The organism is Nitrobacter sp. NHB1, assembly GCF_036964665.1.
Taxonomy (GTDB): domain Bacteria; phylum Pseudomonadota; class Alphaproteobacteria; order Rhizobiales; family Xanthobacteraceae; genus Nitrobacter.
Window position 1 is genome coordinate 1265169 of sequence record NZ_JBAMDA010000001.1, and the last position, 17286, is coordinate 1282454.

At 63.0% G+C, this 17286-nt stretch carries 20 protein-coding genes; all 20 read right to left on the reverse strand.

Going from position 1 to position 17286, the window contains the following annotated elements:
- Positions 1 to 135: 135 nt before the first annotated feature.
- Positions 136 to 405 (reverse strand): EscU/YscU/HrcU family type III secretion system export apparatus switch protein, encoded by a 270-nt coding sequence (locus V4R08_RS05970; protein WP_335578505.1) that lies wholly within the window; start codon positions 403 to 405, stop codon positions 136 to 138.
- Positions 402 to 2114 (reverse strand): flagellar hook-length control protein FliK, encoded by a 1713-nt coding sequence (fliK, locus tag V4R08_RS05975; protein ID WP_335578506.1) that lies wholly within the window; start codon positions 2112 to 2114, stop codon positions 402 to 404. Before fliK ends, V4R08_RS05970 begins: the two co-directional genes overlap by 4 nt.
- 49 nt (positions 2115 to 2163) lie before the next feature.
- Positions 2164 to 2949, reverse strand: coding sequence for an ATP12 family chaperone protein (locus V4R08_RS05980; protein WP_335578507.1), 786 nt, complete (start codon positions 2947 to 2949; stop codon positions 2164 to 2166).
- Between the two features lie 62 nt (positions 2950 to 3011).
- Positions 3012 to 4013: an RluA family pseudouridine synthase gene (locus V4R08_RS05985; protein WP_442935633.1), complete on the reverse strand. Its 1002-nt coding sequence runs from the start codon at positions 4011 to 4013 to the stop codon at positions 3012 to 3014.
- A 314-nt stretch (positions 4014 to 4327) separates the two neighbouring features.
- Positions 4328 to 5020, reverse strand: coding sequence for a tetratricopeptide repeat protein (locus tag V4R08_RS05990; protein ID WP_335578509.1), 693 nt, complete (start codon positions 5018 to 5020; stop codon positions 4328 to 4330).
- A gap of 2 nt (positions 5021 to 5022) precedes the next feature.
- Positions 5023 to 6363 (reverse strand): replication-associated recombination protein A, encoded by a 1341-nt coding sequence (locus V4R08_RS05995; protein ID WP_335578510.1) that lies wholly within the window; start codon positions 6361 to 6363, stop codon positions 5023 to 5025.
- On the reverse strand, positions 6360 to 7766 hold the full coding sequence (locus V4R08_RS06000; protein WP_335578511.1) for a DegQ family serine endoprotease: 1407 nt from the start codon (positions 7764 to 7766) through the stop codon (positions 6360 to 6362). Before V4R08_RS06000 ends, V4R08_RS05995 begins: the two co-directional genes overlap by 4 nt.
- 176 nt (positions 7767 to 7942) lie before the next feature.
- Positions 7943 to 8728 carry an SDR family NAD(P)-dependent oxidoreductase gene (locus V4R08_RS06005; protein ID WP_335578512.1) on the reverse strand — a complete coding sequence of 262 codons (786 nt, stop codon included), beginning with the start codon at positions 8726 to 8728 and terminating at the stop codon, positions 7943 to 7945.
- A gap of 262 nt (positions 8729 to 8990) precedes the next feature.
- Positions 8991 to 9407 carry a 50S ribosomal protein L17 gene (gene rplQ, locus V4R08_RS06010; protein ID WP_335578513.1) on the reverse strand — a complete coding sequence of 139 codons (417 nt, stop codon included), beginning with the start codon at positions 9405 to 9407 and terminating at the stop codon, positions 8991 to 8993.
- A 111-nt stretch (positions 9408 to 9518) separates the two neighbouring features.
- Positions 9519 to 10550 (reverse strand): DNA-directed RNA polymerase subunit alpha, encoded by a 1032-nt coding sequence (locus tag V4R08_RS06015; protein WP_335578514.1) that lies wholly within the window; start codon positions 10548 to 10550, stop codon positions 9519 to 9521.
- Between the two features lie 95 nt (positions 10551 to 10645).
- Entirely contained in the window at positions 10646 to 11038 is a 393-nt protein-coding gene (gene rpsK / locus V4R08_RS06020) for a 30S ribosomal protein S11 (protein WP_335578515.1), read from the reverse strand.
- Between the two features lie 127 nt (positions 11039 to 11165).
- Positions 11166 to 11534 (reverse strand): 30S ribosomal protein S13, encoded by a 369-nt coding sequence (gene rpsM, locus V4R08_RS06025; RefSeq protein WP_335578516.1) that lies wholly within the window; start codon positions 11532 to 11534, stop codon positions 11166 to 11168.
- A gap of 328 nt (positions 11535 to 11862) precedes the next feature.
- The gene (locus V4R08_RS06030) at positions 11863 to 12483 is read right to left on the reverse strand and encodes an adenylate kinase (RefSeq protein WP_335578517.1); all 621 of its coding nucleotides are present in this window, start codon (positions 12481 to 12483) and stop codon (positions 11863 to 11865) included.
- Between the two features lie 358 nt (positions 12484 to 12841).
- On the reverse strand, positions 12842 to 14173 hold the full coding sequence (gene secY, locus V4R08_RS06035) for a preprotein translocase subunit SecY (protein WP_335578518.1): 1332 nt from the start codon (positions 14171 to 14173) through the stop codon (positions 12842 to 12844).
- A gap of 150 nt (positions 14174 to 14323) precedes the next feature.
- The gene (rplO, locus tag V4R08_RS06040; RefSeq protein WP_335578519.1) at positions 14324 to 14809 is read right to left on the reverse strand and encodes a 50S ribosomal protein L15; all 486 of its coding nucleotides are present in this window, start codon (positions 14807 to 14809) and stop codon (positions 14324 to 14326) included.
- Positions 14810 to 14929: 120 nt separating this feature from the next.
- Positions 14930 to 15124 carry a 50S ribosomal protein L30 gene (gene rpmD / locus V4R08_RS06045; protein WP_011510071.1) on the reverse strand — a complete coding sequence of 65 codons (195 nt, stop codon included), beginning with the start codon at positions 15122 to 15124 and terminating at the stop codon, positions 14930 to 14932.
- Positions 15125 to 15203: 79 nt separating this feature from the next.
- Entirely contained in the window at positions 15204 to 15776 is a 573-nt protein-coding gene (gene rpsE, locus V4R08_RS06050) for a 30S ribosomal protein S5 (protein WP_011510070.1), read from the reverse strand.
- A 72-nt stretch (positions 15777 to 15848) separates the two neighbouring features.
- On the reverse strand, positions 15849 to 16211 hold the full coding sequence (gene rplR / locus V4R08_RS06055) for a 50S ribosomal protein L18 (protein WP_335578520.1): 363 nt from the start codon (positions 16209 to 16211) through the stop codon (positions 15849 to 15851).
- Positions 16212 to 16222: 11 nt separating this feature from the next.
- Entirely contained in the window at positions 16223 to 16756 is a 534-nt protein-coding gene (rplF, locus tag V4R08_RS06060; protein WP_335578521.1) for a 50S ribosomal protein L6, read from the reverse strand.
- Positions 16757 to 16881: 125 nt separating this feature from the next.
- The gene (rpsH, locus tag V4R08_RS06065; protein WP_011510067.1) at positions 16882 to 17280 is read right to left on the reverse strand and encodes a 30S ribosomal protein S8; all 399 of its coding nucleotides are present in this window, start codon (positions 17278 to 17280) and stop codon (positions 16882 to 16884) included.
- Positions 17281 to 17286: the final 6 nt, after the last annotated feature.

Sequence of the window (17286 nt, forward strand, 5' to 3'; positions counted from 1 at the left end):
TCCGGCCGGGGTTTCGTCGATTCCCGTTTGCGGCAAAAAAGGCGGTTTGGGCTGCCTCGGGTTTGCCGCATCGTTTCAGTCGATTCTAGCACGCCGTTTTTGAGGCTGTCACCAACGCGCGCGGTGCGAACGACGTCAGGGCGCCCGTCCCGACAGCCGCAGCACGAACACCAGCACTTCAGCGACGGCCTTGTACAGTTCGGCCGGAATCTCGTCGCCGAGTTCGACATGCGACAGCGCGCCGGCCAGCACCTCGTTTTCCTCGATCGGAATGTCGTGCTCTCTCGCCACCTCGATGATCTTCGCGCCGAGCGATCCCCTGCCCTTGGCGACCACGCGCGGCGCACCGCTGCCCTTGTCATAGTGAAGGGCGACCGCGACTTGATCCTTGGTCTCCGGGCTCATAACGCGCGATCCAGAAAATGGCCCGCCGGCGCGGGCCTCTGTTGCGGCGGCACGCCCTCGCTGATGACGATATCGCCCGGCTGCAATTCGGCGCGGCTCAATGCCTGACTCAACTGCGAGGCGCCGGCGCGCAACCGGCTTACTGTTGCAGGACGCTCGGCCCAGAGCCGCACCGACGTGTTGTCGCCGGTCAGCGACACCAGCGCATGAACCGGCCCTGTGGGTTCGACGTCGAGCGAAAAGCGCGCGCGCCAGACCCGCTTCGCCGTCTCGACATCGTGAGCAGCGGCATCGCGCGCAATCTCGAACTGTGCAATGGCGGTGCCCATCGGCGTCGCGAACGGAATCTCGAAATTCCAGCGCGGCGCAAGCTGATCGGACCTCACGCCTGCGGTGTCGACACGATCCGGGAGCGAGGCAACCTGCAACAACGTTTGGCGCGCGATCGCTGCATCGGTATCGTCAAGCAGATGCCGTGCGATCTCGCTCGCCGGTGCGCCCGACGCTAGCAGCGGCAACGCGACGGGTTGCGCGCTCGGCAGCGCGTCGCGAAAGGGCGGCGACGGTGTGCTGGTGCGTACGATGAAGACGTTGTTCTCAGTGGGGCCGTTCGCGGCAGCGGCCCTGAGCGGCGACGGTCCGGCCGCGGGGTCGCCGTCGAGTCCGAGTTCAACACCGAAGCCGGTTCTGCTCCCTCCGTTCTGAAGCACTTCTTGCAAACGATTCAAGGCAGCACCGGTGGCGGCGGCGCGAACGCCGGCATCTGATACGCGCGAAAACAATGTCTGGTTCATAGCCGCCGGATTGTCGGGATCGTCGGTGACGGGCAGCCGCGCCTGCGGCAGATAGGCTTCCTGCGGCTCGAAGTCCGGTGACAACGGCGGCGCGCCTGTCATCGATGGCGCTGGCCCGGCCGCGGGTTGCGGCGCTTGCTGTGCGCCCGACGCGCTCTGCGTTACCGGCGCGCCGGCAGTGATCGAAAGCGCCTCGCGAAGCACAAGCAGCGCGGCCTTGAGATCGGGAAGTTGCGCGGGCGCCGATGCCGGCGCAGCCGATGGCGCACCCTTCAATCCTGCCGCCAGCGATACCTCGAGAAAAAGCCCGGAATTCCGGAACGCGGTCTTGATGTCGCTCCCGGCCAGGTTCGGACCGAGATCGGGACGCAGCGACAGCAGCCGATCCACGACCTGTTGCGCCTGCGGCGGCAGCTTGCCCGATCCGGCGGCCACCAGCAGATTGGCATAGAGCGGCGACAGGCTGCCTTGCCGCGTCGCGGCGGACTGCGCCGCGGCCGATACGAAAAGGGCTTCCAGCGCTGTCAGAGCGGATTTTGAGGGTGGGGCCAGCGCATCGGCTTTAGCCGCAGCGACGGTGGCCGCGCCATCCGCCGTCAGCGTCACGGTATCCGTCGGCTCCGCGGTAGCCGCCGCCGCAGCGGCCGCCAGATTTGGCGACCCGCTTTGCCCCACCACTGACAACTTCAGGCCTTGCGCGGTCTGCGACACCGCAAGCTGCAGGGATTGGCCGACTTGAAGCGGAATTTCGGACAGCACCTCGATCGTCAGGTTGGCGATCGCGATGCGAACGAGATCGTTGGCGAGGATCTTCTGGACCCGCGCGTCGATCACGCTGCCCGGCTGAAGCGCAGCATCAGACGCAGCGCCTTGCGCCGCGATGACCGGAAAGATCGGATTGATCGAAATCGCCATGAAAGCCTCGTTTGACCCGCGAGGCTAACTTCGGTGTCTAAACCTCTCGTTAACCGAATGGTTTAGTCTGCACCGCCAGAACCGCCGCAGCGGCCCTGAAATCGGCCATACGGGCCGCCCGCCGGACGGCCACCTCCTCGTCGACGCCCCATTGCTCGCTGTTCCAGTCCTCATCGACATGGGCGGCGGCCCAGACCGCGTCCGCATCCAGCCGTCCTCGCATCAAGGCGAGCGCGAGCAACGCCGAGCCGGTCAATGTCGTGGCCACATGCAGGGCTCCAGCCGCCCAGGGATCGGACGGCAGCGCCGCGCGAGCGACGGCGATCGCCTGATCCGGCTGGCGGACGTGGACGATGCCCTCGCTCAGGATGAAATGCGCTCCCAGCGTTTCGGCCGCCCAGAACAACACGGGATCCCAATGCGCGGCTTCGCGCGCAACCAGCGCCTCGGGATGGCCGGCGCGGTAGAACAGAAGGTCCGATCCGAAGTATTTGGCAATATCCTCGACCACGGCATCGACGTGGCCGGCCACGGCATCGATGACGCTGTTGGCGAGCCGCGTCATCGGCATGGTCATGGGGTTGATGAGGTCCTGCTGCGCTTGCCATTCGGCGGCAATGATTGCGGCGATCTCCCGGACCGGCGCCGCCAACAGGTTGCGCGACGGCGTGCGAACAGGCTTGTCATCGAGCAGGATGGCGAACCCTTCCGGCGCCTCCCTCACACCCGCGCGTGCATAAAAACGCTTGCGCTGCCCGGTTCGCGCAGAGTTGCGCGCAGCTTCCTCCGGATCCAGCGGCGACGGGCCAAGACCTTCTTCGAATAATTCACGCATGGCATACTCTCATCTCGCCCGATGCCGATTGAACCCGAAGGCCCCGGCGCAACGGCACGGACCTACTCCTCCGGCGCGTTCTCGATCGGGTCGAACCGATCCGCTTCAAGGCCGAGCAGATTCCAGGATTGCAGCATGTGCGGCGGCAGCGGCGCAGTGACGTCGATGACGCCGCCGCGCGGATGCGGGATCACGATGCGGCGCGCCAGGAGATGCAGCCGCTTCTGAAGACCTCCCGGCAATTGCCAGTTTTCCTTGTTGAAATACTTGGGATCGCCGACGATGGCATGACCGATATGCGCCATGTGCGCGCGGAGTTGATGGGTCCGTCCCGTGACGGGCTTCAGCGATACCCAGGCAAGCTTCTGCGCCGAGGTTTCCACCACCGCGTAGTAGGTCACCGCGTGGCTCGCGCCCTCGTCGCCATGCGCGGCGATCCGCATGATTGAATCCTCCTCGCTCTCGTCCTTGGCGAGATAGGTCGATATGCGGCCCTGCTTCGGCTTCGGCACGCCCGCAACCAGCGCCCAGTAAACCTTGCGCGCCGAACGATGGCGGAACGACCCTGTCAGGGCGGTCGCCGCAAAACGCGTCTTGGCCACCAGCAGGCAGCCGGCTGTCTCGCGATCGAGCCGATGCACGAGGCGCGGGCGCTGACCTTTCGCGTCGCACATCACGTCAAGCATACCGTCGATGTGCCGCGACAGACCCGAGCCGCCCTGCACCGCAAGACCAGCCGGCTTGTTCAGCACCATGACGTCGGCATCCTCGAACAGCACCATCTTCTGCAATTCGTCGCGTATCTTTGTCTCGGCCTCGGACAGGCCCGACGCGGCCTTCGGCGTGTCGAGCTTGAGCGGCGGGATGCGGACCTTGTCGCCTTCGCCCAGGCGATCCTTGCTGTCGGCGCGCTTGCCGTTCACGCGCAACTCGCCTTTGCGGACGACGCGCTGAATGTGGGAAAATGACAGGCCGGGAAAGCGCGCCTCAAGAAAGCGATCGACGCGCATGTTGGCTTCGTCGGCCGTCACGGCCACGGTCTGCACCTTCGTCGGCAGCGGCATTTCCTTTCCCTCCCCCTGCCTGGCGGTGGGGAGGGTCGGCGTCGCAGACGCCGGGGTGGGGTGAGGCTTCGAGGTCGAATGCCCCCCACCCCCGACCCCTCCCCGGCGCTTCGTTTCGCTTTGCGGAGGGAGGGGAGCAGACTTGCGCTCGCTACGCACTCTGGCGCGCTTGTCATCGCGCACGGACTTCTTCGCGAGAGGTCGCTTGACGCGGCGGCTCATCCGTTCCTCTAACTTGCCAACAAACCGTGTGGGTAGCGCAGAAGCCGGGCAGCGTCACGATGAAATCACGTCGCTCGCCCGCCACCCGAGCGCTACTGGCAAGCCGCCTGCCTCTTTAGCATGAAGAGATCGATCATCACGTCGCGCGAGCGCTTGAGCTTGTCAGCCTTGCTCGCGGCCGCACACGCGCCTGCGGCGTCGCCGGTCTGCAACCGCGCAAGTCCGAGACTGGCCCACCCATCCGCGAATTCCGGCGCGTCGCGCACGCCCGCCTCCAGCATGGTTTTCGCCTCGGCCGGACGCTTGGTCTTCAGCAGCAGGCGTCCGTAATCAGCCTTCAGCGTTTGCCGCGGTTTCGGCTGGCGAAGCGCAATCTTGAACAGTTCTTCGGCATATTCGAGATCGCCGAAGCGCGCCGCAGCGATCACCGCAAAACCGTGATAGACCGCGCTGCGCTCCGGGGCGAGCAGCCACGCCTGATTGAAGCGTTTGGCCGCCTCCGACAGGTCGCCGCGAGCGATATGCGCCCAGCCGCGCGCGATGGCTATATCGAAAACCGCCTCGCGCGAGCCGAGCTTATCCGCCGCCGCAAGAAAGTCGGCATCGGCCTTGCGCCGTTCGGGAGTTTTCTCGGCAAATCCGAAGAACGGCTGCTCGTCACTCGGTGCCGGGAATGTCTTCTTCGTCACCTTGACGCCGGGAGCGGTCTCGACCATCTCCGCATGCGACGGCGTCACGCACGCGAGAGCGACGATGCCGATGATCCAGGCACGGATAAACTTCATAATCATACCCTGCCGCTCTCCTTCTCTCGTCGCAGCCTGGCCCAGTAGTCCAGCCGCTTCCTGATCTCGCGCTCGAAGCCGCGATCGAGCGGATCGTAGAACGTCCGCCGTCCCAGCGCTTCTGGAAAGTAGTCCTGGCCGGAAAAGCCATCCGGCGTATCGTGATCGTACTGATAACCGCCACCGTAGCCTTCCGACTTCATCAGCCTGGTCGGCGCGTTGAGAATATGCTTGGGCGGCAAGAGCGACCCCGCCTCCTTTGCCGTGCGCATCGCCGCGCCGAACGCCTTGTAAGCAGCGTTGGATTTCGGCGCGGTGGCGAGATAGATCACGGCCTGCGCGATCGCCAGCTCGCCCTCGGGCGAGCCGAGAAAATCGTAGGCATCCTTGGCGGCGTTGCAGATCGCCAGCGCCTGCGGATCGGCAAGACCGATATCCTCCACCGCCATTCGCACCACGCGGCGCGCCAGAAACAGCGGATCCTCGCCAGCCTGGAACATCCGCGCCAGATAATACAGCGCCGCATCCGGATCGGAGCCGCGCACCGACTTGTGCAGCGCGGAGATCAGGTTGTAGTGCCCATCGGCGGACTTGTCGTAGATCGGCGCGCGGCGCTGCAGCACGCCCTGCAACTGTTTAGCGTCGAAGATCTCGCCTTCGCGAGCCGACCGCCAGACTTCCTCGACCAGCGTCAACGCCGCGCGGCCGTCGCCGTCGGCCATACGCACCAGCGCAGAGCGCGCCTCGGTATCGAGCGGCAGCGGCTTGCCTTCGACCTGTTCGGCGCGCGAGAATAGCTTCTCGATCGTCGCAGCGTCGAGCGAGCGGAACACCAGCACGCGCGCCCGCGACAACAGCGCCGCGTTCAGTTCAAACGACGGGTTCTCGGTGGTCGCCCCGACCAGGACGACGGTGCCGTCCTCCATGACAGGCAGAAACGAATCCTGCTGCGCCTTGTTAAAGCGATGCACCTCGTCGACGAACAGAAGCGTTCCGGTCCCCAACTCGCGGCGCTCGCGGGCGGCGTCGAACGCCTTCTTCAGGTCGGCGACGCCGGAGAACACCGCCGACAGTTGCTCGAAGTGCAGCGCAGTCGCATCCGCCAGCAGCCGCGCCACCGTGGTCTTGCCGGTCCCCGGCGGCCCCCAGAAGACGAGCGAGCCGAGCGTGCGGGTTTCCAGCATCCGGGTCAGCGCGCCGTCCGGTCCGAGAATGTGATCCTGCCCGACCACGTCGGACAGCGCCCGCGGTCGCAACCTGTCCGGCAGCGGATGCGGCGCATCGCGCTCCAGACCCGCCGCGGCAAACAGGCTTTTAGAATCGCGCTGGCGCTTCGGGTTCATCCGCCGAGCATGACTTGAATCTGCCGGCCGCCGCGCATCAGCGTGATCCGCCAGAGCCGCCTGGCTTCGCTAACGGCCCGTTCGAGATCGGCCGTCTTGACGATCTTCTTGTTGTTGACCGACAGGATGATGTCGCCTTTCTTGAAGCCGACATTCGCGGCCATCCCATCATCGGTCAGCGCGGTCACCACGACGCCTTCGGCGCCGGCATCGAGATGAAGTTCGTCGGCGAGCGCTGGCGAAATGTTCGCAACCTTCGCGCCCTGGAACGGCGACTGCGCGGTGATCACGATCTCGTCGCGGCCTGTGTCCGGCGCCGTCTCCAGCGGAACAGAGAGTTTCATCAGCTTGCCATTGCGTTGAACTTCCACTCGCGACGTGCCGCCGATCGGGCGCGTCGCGAAGCGATAGTCGAACGCATTGGGATCCTCGACGGGCTGTCCGTCGATCGACACGATCAAATCGGACAGCTTGAGGCCGGCCCGCGCCGCCGGACTTCCCGGCGCAACGCTGGCGACCAGCGCGCCGGCAGGCGCCTTGAGGCCCATGGTTTCGGCAATTTCCGGAGTCACCGCCTGCAGTCGCGCGCCGAGCCAGGGCCGCTTCACGGCCTTGCTCCCGTGCTTGGCGGACGCCACGACGACCCGCACCATGTTGGCCGGAATCGCGAAGCCGATACCCTGCGATCCTCCCGAGCGCGAGAAGATTGCCGTGTTGATGCCTGCAAGACGGCCCGTCATATCGACCAGCGCGCCGCCGGAGTTGCCCGGATTGATCGCCGCATCGGTCTGGATGAAGAACTGGTAGTCGGAAATGCCAACCTGGGTTCGCGCCAGCGCCGAAATAATGCCGTGCGTCACCGTCTGCCCGACGCCGAACGGGTTTCCGATCGCGAGTACAACGTCTCCGACCTGCAATTCATCCGAATTGGCAAAATCGAGCGTCGGAAATTTCTCATGCACATCCTTCAGGCGCAGGATCGCGAGATCGGTCCGCGTATCCTTGAGCACGATCTCGGCCTCGAACTCGCGCTTGTCAGACAAGGCGACCTTGACCTGATCGGCGCCCTCGATCACGTGATTGTTAGTCACGACAAGGCCGGACGGATCGACCATCACCCCCGAGCCGAGCGAACGCTGCATCTGTTCCGGCTGCTGGCCGGGAACACCGAAGAAGCGGCGAAAGATCGGGTCGTCGAGAAGCGGATTGCGGCGCTGGATCACCTTGGCGGCATAGACGTTGACCACGGCCGGCGCCACCCGCTGCACGATCGGCGCATAGGACAACCGAAGCTCGGCTTGAGAGGCCGGCACGCGGCGGTCCTGCGCCGCTGAAGAGTTGACGCTGCCGGATACGACGACGGCGCACAGAGCCGCCGCAAGGAAAGCACTGATTCGGAACATCGAGGCCTCTCGGAAAACTGACGAAATATAAGCGGTTCGGCGGCGCAATAGAAGGTGATTTGCTCCGATTTCGGCGCTTTGGCGATTCGCGCGGCAAGACGGTGCTGAGGGCTGGTAGCTCGCGGGTCGGCACCGGTGTGACGAACCGCAGACGACGTTGCAGGATGGCGAAACCGCTACGCAATGGTCGGAACCAAACCGCCCTCCGCGCGCAGCGCAGCGCCGTTCGTTGCCGACGCCTGCTTTGAGGCGACATAGACGACCATGTTGGCGATCTCGTCGACGCTGGCGAATCGCTGGATCAGTGATGTCGGCCGATGCTCCCTGATGAAATTCGCCGCGTCGGTGTCGACCGACTGGCCGTTCTGTTTGGCGAGGTCCTGCACAAAGGTCTTGACGCCCTCCGACATGGTCGGCCCCGGCATGACGGCGTTGACCGTAACGGCGGTCCCGCGCGTCAATTCGGCGAGCCCTCGCGAGATCGCAAGTTGCGCCGTCTTGGTCATGCCGTAATGGATCATCTCCTTCGGAATCATCAACGCCGATTCCGAGGCAATGAAGACGATACGACCCCAGTCACGCTTGAGCATGCCAGGCATGTAGCCGCGCGACAGACGGATTCCGGACATGACATTGACGTTGAAAAGCCGGGTCCAGTCTTCGTCGGGAATATCAAAAAAATCCTTTGGTTCGAAAATGCCGGTGTTGTTGACGAGGATGTCGACGTCCGGCACAGCCGCCAACAGCACCTTGCAACCCTCGGCCGTCGAAACGTCCGCCGCAATGCCGCGCACCTTGCCCGCTGACGACAGTTTCACGATGGCCTCGTCCACCCTCGATTGGGTTCGGCCGTTGACCAGAACATCCGCCCCCGCCTCCGCAAATCCCTTGGCGATGGCGTGACCGATACCGGATGTCGACCCGGTGACGAGTGCCGTTTTACCGGAAAGATCGATGTTCATGATGGTCTCCGTTGTCTGATCACGGAGATATCGTCACCACCGGGCAGCTTCGCAATTGTCCGCAGCGCACTGCAGACGTGCAACAAAAAACGGCGCTTGAGCGCCACTTCTACAGCCTCGGTTTCGATGGAATCAGAAACGAGGCTGTATGATTTTGATTTGACGCGTTTTCTTCACGCGAACTGGTATCCATCCTCGGGTCCAGCCCGAGGACATGCTTCGCTCGAAAACGCTCTAATGTTCCCCAGGTACCGCTAAGACCTCACGCGTCCTCGGCGGCCTTCTCCTGCACCGGACCGGAGTCCTGACCCTTGGCATCGACGTCGCGATCGACGAACTCGATCACCGCCATCGGCGCGTTGTCGCCATAGCGGAAGCCGGCCTTGATGATGCGGGTGTAGCCGCCCTGACGGTCCTTGTAGCGGGGCGCCAGCACGGCAAACAGCTTCTTCACCTGATCGACGTCGCGCATCTCGCTGATCGCCTGACGGCGCTTGTCGAGACCGCCCTTCTTGCCGAGCGTCACGAGTTTTTCGACGATCGGCCGCAGTTCCTTCGCCTTCGGCAACGTGGTGACGATCTGCTCGTGTTTGATGAGCGACGCCGCCATGTTGGCGAACATCGCCTTGCGATGCTCCGCGGTGCGGTTGAGTTTCCGGTGAACCTTGCCGTGACGCATTTTCTCTTCCTCAATGCTCGTCGCGACCGCGGGTCGGACATTTAATGCAGGTGGGCATCCTGCGTTCGCCCTGCTCCTGTCCCCTCTCCTCGGAGGGGACAAATAAAAAGCTCAGTAATGATCCTCGAAGCGCTTGGCCAGTTCGTCGATATTCTCCGGCGGCCAGCCGGGCACTTCCATGCCGAGATGCAGACCCATCTGGGCCAGCACTTCCTTGATTTCGTTTAGCGACTTGCGGCCGAAGTTCGGCGTGCGCAGCATCTCCGCTTCCGACTTCTGCACTAGGTCGCCGATGTAGACGATGTTGTCGTTCTTCAGGCAGTTTGCGGAGCGCACCGACAGTTCCAGTTCGTCCACTTTCTTGAGGAAGCCCGGGTTGAACGCCAGATCCGGAATAATCTCGGCGGCGACTTCCTTGCGCGGCTCCTCGAAGTTGACGAAGACGTTAAGCTGATCCTGCAAGATGCGCGCGGCGAAGGCCACGGCGTCCTCCGGCGTCACGCCGCCGTTGGTCTCGATCGTCATCGTCAGCTTGTCGTAGTCGAGGATCTGACCCTCGCGGGTATTCTCCACCTTGTAGGAGACCTTGCGCACGGGCGAATACAGGCTGTCGACCGGGATCAGTCCGATTGGTGCGTCCTCGGGCCGATTGCGCTCGGCGGCGACGTAGCCCTTGCCGTTGGCAACCGTGAATTCCATGCGGATTTCGGCGCCGTCGTCGAGGGTGCAGATCGGAAGGTCGGGATTGAGCACCACGATATCGCCGACGGTCTGGATGTCGCCTGCGGTGACGGTGCCGGGGCCCTGCTTCTTCACGACCATGCGCTTCGGGCCTTCGCCCTGCATCTTGATCGAAACCTCCTTGATGTTCAGCACGATGTCGGTGACGTCCTCGCGAACGCCCGCGATCGAGGAGAACTCGTGGAGCACGCCGTCGATGTGCACCGACTGCACCGCAGCGCCTTGCAGCGACGACAGCAGGATGCGGCGCAGCGCATTACCGAGCGTCTGGCCGAAACCGCGCTCAAGCGGCTCGGCGATCAGGGTCGCGAAGCGCGAGGGATCACTGCCGGGCACGACATGCAGCTTGTTCGGTCGAATAAGTTCTTGCCAATTTTTCTGGATCGTCACTGTGTCACCCATGCCATCAATATCTCTGGCGTTGGAGTGCGCGGATCAACCCGCGCGATAAAAGGTCTCGAACCTGCGCAGACAACAAACCGCCCGCGGTCGAAATATCAAACGCGCCGGCGTTTGCGTGGACGACAACCGTTATGCGGGATCGTGGTCACGTCGCGGATCGAAGTGACGGTGAAGCCCGCGGCCTGCAACGCGCGCAGCGCCGATTCGCGGCCCGAACCCGGTCCCGCCACCTCTACCTCGAGGGTGCGCATACCGTGTTCCTGCGCCTTCTTGGAAACGTCTTCCGCCGCCACCTGCGCCGCATAGGGCGTTGATTTGCGCGATCCCTTGAAGCCCATGGTTCCGGCCGACGACCAGGCGATCGTATTGCCCTGCGCGTCGGTGATGGTAATGGTGGTGTTGTTGAACGACGAATTCACATGCGCGATGCCGGACGCGATGTTCTTGCGTTCGCGACGGCGGACGCGTGTCGCAGCTTCCTTACCCATTGTCAGCCTTTCCTGTGATCTCAACGCCGCCGTAATGCCAGCGGCTCCACCTGATGAGCGGATGGCGAGTGGTAACCAGCGAATAGTGAGTTGCCCTATTCGCTATTCGCCATTCCTATTCGCTCTCTTACTTCTTCTTGCCGGCGATCGACTTGGCCGGCCCCTTGCGGGTGCGCGCGTTGGTGTGCGTACGCTGGCCGCGTACCGGCAATCCGCGGCGATGACGCAGGCCGCGATAGCAGCCGAGATCCATCAGGCGCTTGATGTTGATGCCGACCTCGCGGCGAAGATCGCCTTCGACGATGTAGTCGCGATCAATGACTTCGCGAATCTGAAGCACTTCCTGATCGGACAGTTGCGAGACCCGGCGATCCGCCGGAATCTTGACCTTTTCGACGATCTCCGCGGCATTCTTCTGACCGATGCCATGGATATACTGAAGCGCAATGACGACGCGCTTATTGGTCGGGATATTCACGCCGGCAATACGGGCCACAGACTTCTCTCCTGCCGCCAGCCCTCGACAGGCCGGCCATTCCTTCGATATTTCAGGCGGGTATCCTCAAACACAAACACGACGCCCGACCCTCTGTCATCCTGGGGCCCGGCATCGTCTGAAAACCATCCGACTGGATGCCCGCTTATTAAAGGATTCAACGTCGTTTCGTCAACCGATTCGCGGCCTTAGCTCACTTTTTCGTGACTTTTTTGATCGCTTTTTCGGCTCGTTCCACTTGCCGGTTCCTCGGCTCGCGGGAGATATCGCTCGGGCGATCATTTGTCGGCTCATACACGCGTTTTCGGGCCGCTTTTCCGGGCAGGCTTTACCACCTGCGGACGCCGAATTTGGACATCGGAACCCCGGACCGCCTCAGGACGCGGCGGATATCCCGTGTGACCTCCTCGATGGCCATCATGCCGTCAACAGTCAGCAGCTTGCGGCGCTCCGAATAGTAGTGAACGAGCGGCTCGGTCAACGCGCGATAGCTGGTCAGCCGCTTCGAGAGCACCTCCGGCGTATCATCGGCCCGCACCTGCTCGCCCCGCGCCGTCATTTCCGCGACACGACTTTCCACGCGCTGCAGCAGCGCGCGCTCGTCGACGCGAAGCTCGACCACGGCATCGAGCGCGAGATTTTTGGATTGGAGCAGGCGATCCAGCGCCTCGGCCTGCGGCACGGTGCGCGGAAAACCGTCGAGGATAAATCCATTCGTTGCGTCCGGCTGGTCCAGCCGGTCGGAAATAATGCCGATGACGACATCGTCGGGAACCAGCCCCCCGCTCGCCATGATGTCCTTGGCCTTGAGGCCGACCGGCGTGCCGGCGGCGACGGCTGCGCGCAGCATTTCGCCGGTGGAGAGCTGGACGATCCCGTAGTGATGGACCAGACGCTGCGCCTGCGTTCCTTTTCCCGCTCCCGGCGGTCCGAGAAGAATCAGTCTCATGAAGAATTACCCCATCGCCGGGTGAGCGAGCGGTCGTGCACCTGCGCTTCGATATCGGGAACGGCGCAAACCACAATCAGCACCGAGCCTCCGGCAAAGTCATACGGTACCTTGCCACAGGCGATCAATACCTCGGAAACAAGAAGCACTGCGACAAGACAGGCCGCGCCGGCGAATGTCGTATACGCCCCCCTAAACGAGGAGCGCGCCGGGCGTGAAAGCGATACGCTTGGCCAACTCTAGCGCGTATTCCGCAAAAGTGGATACCGATTTTGCGATCTTAATACGCGCAAGATATTAATTGAGAGCATTTTCTTCAGGCTAACCGGATTCCACTTAGCCGGAAAATACTCCAGCGTCATCGACGGCGGCCCCTCAGTTTGGACTTTTTGATCAGTCCTTCATACTGATGAGCCAGCAGATATCCCTGCACCTGCTGCACCGTATCCATCGTCACGCTGACGACGATCAGGAGCGAGGTGCCGCCGAAATAGAACGGCACGGCCGCATAGGAAATCAGAATCTCAGGGATAAGGCAGACAAGCGCGAGATACGCCGCCCCCGGCACGGTGATACGCGAGAGCACGTAGTCGATATATTCGGCGGTCCGCTCGCCCGGCCTGATGCCCGGAATGAAACCGCCGTGTTTTTTCAGATTGTCGGCGGTCTCGGTCGGATTGAAAACAATCGCGGTGTAGAAGAAGGTGAAGAACACGATCAGCGCGATGTAGAGGATCAGAAACAACGGCCGGCCGTGGCCGAGTTGCGTGGTCACCCACTGGAACCATTCCGGTCCCTTGCCCGCGTTGAAATTTGCGACCGTCGTCGGCAGCAGCAACAGCGACGACGCGAAGATCGGCGGAATCACGCCCGAGGTATTGAGTTTCAGCGGCAGATGCGAAGACTGGCCCTCGAACATCTTGTTGCCGACCTGACGCTTCGGATACTGGATCAGCAGCCTGCGCTGGGCGCGCTCCATGAACACGATGAAGGCGATAACGCCCACGACCATGATCAGAACAATCAGGATGATCCCGGTCGACAGCGCGCCTTGACGGCCGAGCTCCAGCATATTGGCGAGCGCCGATGGCAACTCGGCGACGATGCCCGCCATGATGATGAGCGAAATGCCGTTGCCGATGCCGCGCGAGGTAATCTGCTCGCCGAGCCACATCAGGAACATGGTGCCGCCGGTCAGAGTGATCGCGGTCGAGATCAGGAAGAACATGCCGGGATTGGTAACGACGTTGCCGGCGCCCTGGAGACCGACGGCGATGCCGTAGGACTGGAAGAACGCCAGCACCACGGTGAGATAGCGGGTGTATTGATTGATCACCTTGCGGCCGGCTTCGCCCTCTTTCTTGAGAGCCTCAAGCTTAGGCGATACGGTGGTCAGCAGTTGCAATATGATCGATGCCGAAATGTACGGCATGATGTTCAAGGCGAAGATCGCCATGCGGTTGATACCGCCGCCGGAGAACATGTTGAACATCCCGAGGATGCCGCCGGCCTGGGAGTTGAAAACCTTCTGCCAAACTGTGGGGTCGATGCCCGGCAGCGGAATGTAGGTGCCGAGCCGATAGACGAGCAGCGCGCCCAGCGTGAACCAGATGCGCTTCTTCAGTTCGTCGGCTTTCGCGAACGCGGAGAAGTTAAGGTTCGCCGCCAGTTGTTCCGCTGCTGAGACCATATTCAGCTTTCTCCCGCGCCAATCTTGCCGTCATACTCCGCCATGGCGGGGCGCTCGGCAGACGCCGGACCGCTTATGGTGCTCGGCTTTCGATAAATCTACCATCCGCAAGTCCACCGTCGTGCGCCAAAGCGGGCGATGACGCAGATGTTACGCTGCCTCACCTTCGTCCTTCTTCGGCGCAAGGATTTTCACCGTGCCGCCGGCCTTCTCGACCGCCGCAATCGCGGACTTCGAGGCGCCATGAACCTCGATCGTCAGTTTTGCCTTGATCTCGCCGCGGCCGAGCAAGCGAATGCCGCCCTTGGCACGCCGCACCACGCCGGACTTCACCAGTGACTCGGCGTTGACCGTGCCCTTGGCATCGATCGACCCGGCGTCGATCGCATCCTGAAGCCGGTCGAGATTGATCTCGGCGAACTCCACCCGGAAGATGTTGTTGAAGCCGCGCTTCGGCAGACGCCGGTGCAGCGGCATCTGACCACCCTCGAAGCCCTTGATGCGCACGCCCGAGCGCGCAGTCTGGCCCTTGCCGCCACGGCCGCCGGTCTTGCCCTTGCCGGAGCCGATACCCCGGCCGATCCGCATGCGCTTCTTGCGCGAGCCTGCGTTGTCGGCGATATCGCTGAGCTTCATTGTCGCGTCCTCATCGTGTTCGTCGTACCGGGATCGTCCCGGCTACCCCACGTCTTTTGCCGAAGGCGGCGCCTGGAAGGCGTGGACCCCCGGCAACAAGCCGGGCATGATGGCAAATTGTTAGGTCTCGTCGATCACCCGGACGAGGTGTTGAACCTTCGCGATCATGCCGCGAGTTTCAGGCGTATCCTGCAACTCGGCGACCCGACCGATCTTGTTGAGCTTGAGTCCGACCAGCGTCGAACGCTGCGAGTGTTGGCGGCGGATTGCGCTGCGGGTCTGCTCGACCTTGATCGTCTTTGCGGCCTTGGCCATCGTCGTCACTCCAAAAGTCCTGTCTCGTCCGACCGGGTCGACAGGGCCGGCGGCAACCGCCGCTCAGGCTCAGCCCAACTTATTCGGCAACCGCTTCCGCGTCGCCGCCGACCCGGCGCGATTGCAGCGTGGATACCTTGATGTTGCGGCGAGCCGAAACCGACCGCGGCGAATCCTGATGTTTCAGCGCGTCGAATGTCGCGCGAATCATATTGTAGGGATTGGACGAGCCGACCGACTTCGCCACCACGTCCTGGATGCCGAGCGTCTCGAACACGGCGCGCATCGGGCCGCCGGCGATGATGCCGGTACCGGCCGGCGCGGCGCGCAGGTAAACCCGGCCGGCGCCGTGACGGCCCGCGATGTCGTGATGCAGCGTCCGGCCCTCACGCAGCGCCACGCGCGTCAGATTGCGCTTGGCCGATTCCGTCGCCTTGCGGATCGCCTCGGGAACTTCGCGCGCCTTGCCGTGACCAAATCCGACCCGGCCTTTCTGATCGCCGATCACGACCAGCGCCGCAAAGCCGAAGCGCTTGCCGCCCTTGACGACCTTCGCCACCCGATTGATGTGGACGAGCTTGTCGACGAATTCGCTATCGCGCTCTTCCCGACCACCCCTGTGGCCGCCACCGCGTTCGCGTTCACCTGCCATGGTGCTTTTCCGATCCTGTAAAGACTTGCCTTGAGAGGCTTTCGCCCCAGTCCTCGTTCAATTTCAAATTCTTTAGAAGCTCAACCCGCTCTCGCGAGCCGCGTCGGCCAGCGCCTTGACGCGGCCGTGATAAAGATAGCTGCCGCGATCGAAGACGACTTCCTTGACGCCGTTCTTCACCGCCCGCTCCGCCAGCAGCTTGCCGACCGCCTTGGCCGCATCGATGTTGGCGCCGGTGTTGCCGGCATCGCGCATCGCCTTCTCGAGCGACGACGCCGACGCCAGTGTCTCGCCTTTCAGGTCGTCGATGACCTGGGCATAGATGTGCTTCGACGAACGGAACACCGACAGACGCGGGCGGCCGTTGGCGGTGCGGCGCAACGACAGCCTCACGCGTTGCTTGCGCCGGGCATTCGTGACCTTGAGTTTCGACATGACCGGCTCCGTTACTTCTTCTTGCCTTCCTTGCGGAAGATGAATTCATCGGCGTACTTCACGCCCTTGCCCTTGTAGGGCTCCGGCGGACGATAGCCGCGGATCTCGGCCGCGACCTGACCGACGCGCTGCGCATCATTACCCGCGATCGTGATTTCGGTCGGCTTCGGCACGGCGACCGTGATCCCCTCAGGGATCGCGTAACTGACGTCGTGGCTGTAGCCGAGCGCGAGTTGCAAGGTCTTGCCCTGCAACGCGGCGCGATAGCCGACGCCGACGATCTCGAGCTTCTTCTCGAAACCCTTGGTGACGCCTGCGACGAGGTTGGCGACCTGCGCGCGCGCGGTGCCATACAGCGCCTGCGCCCGGTTGGTCTCGTATCGCGGCGCGACCTTCACCGCGCCGTTCTCGAGCTTCACCTCGACGTCGCTATGGACGACGAACTCAAGCTGACCCTTCGGCCCCTTCATCCTGACCGTCTGCCCTTCGACGGTCGCGGTCACACCGGACGGCACCGTGACTGGCCTCTTGCCAATGCGTGACATGGCTTATTCCTTCCAAAGCGTTTTCCGGCGAAGTGCAAAGCGGTTCGCCGCAGAAAACGCGTCCTGAATAATAGTCTGTGCGCAGTCTTGTCGCAAAACCGGTTCCCACTTTTGCGGAATGCGCACTAGAACACCGTGAAGAGAACTTCGCCGCCCACGTTCGCGTCGCGCGCCTCGTGGTCGGCCATGATTCCCTTCGGCGTCGACAGCACCGAAATTCCCAGCCCGTTCTTGACGCGCGGCAAATTCTTCACCGAGGCGTAAACGCGCCGCCCCGGCCTGGAGATACGCTCGATCTCCCGAATCACCGGCTCGCCATCGAAATACTTCAGCTCGATTTCGAGCTCGCTGCGGCCCGACGAATGCTCGACGCTGGCGTAGCCGCGGATATAGCCCTCGCTCTTGAGAACTTCGAGCACATTGGCGCGCATCCTCGAACCCGGGGTCGAAACCTTGGACTTGTTGCGCATCTGCGCATTGCGGATGCGGGTGATGAGGTCGCTGATCGGATCGTGCGTGGACATTTGGCG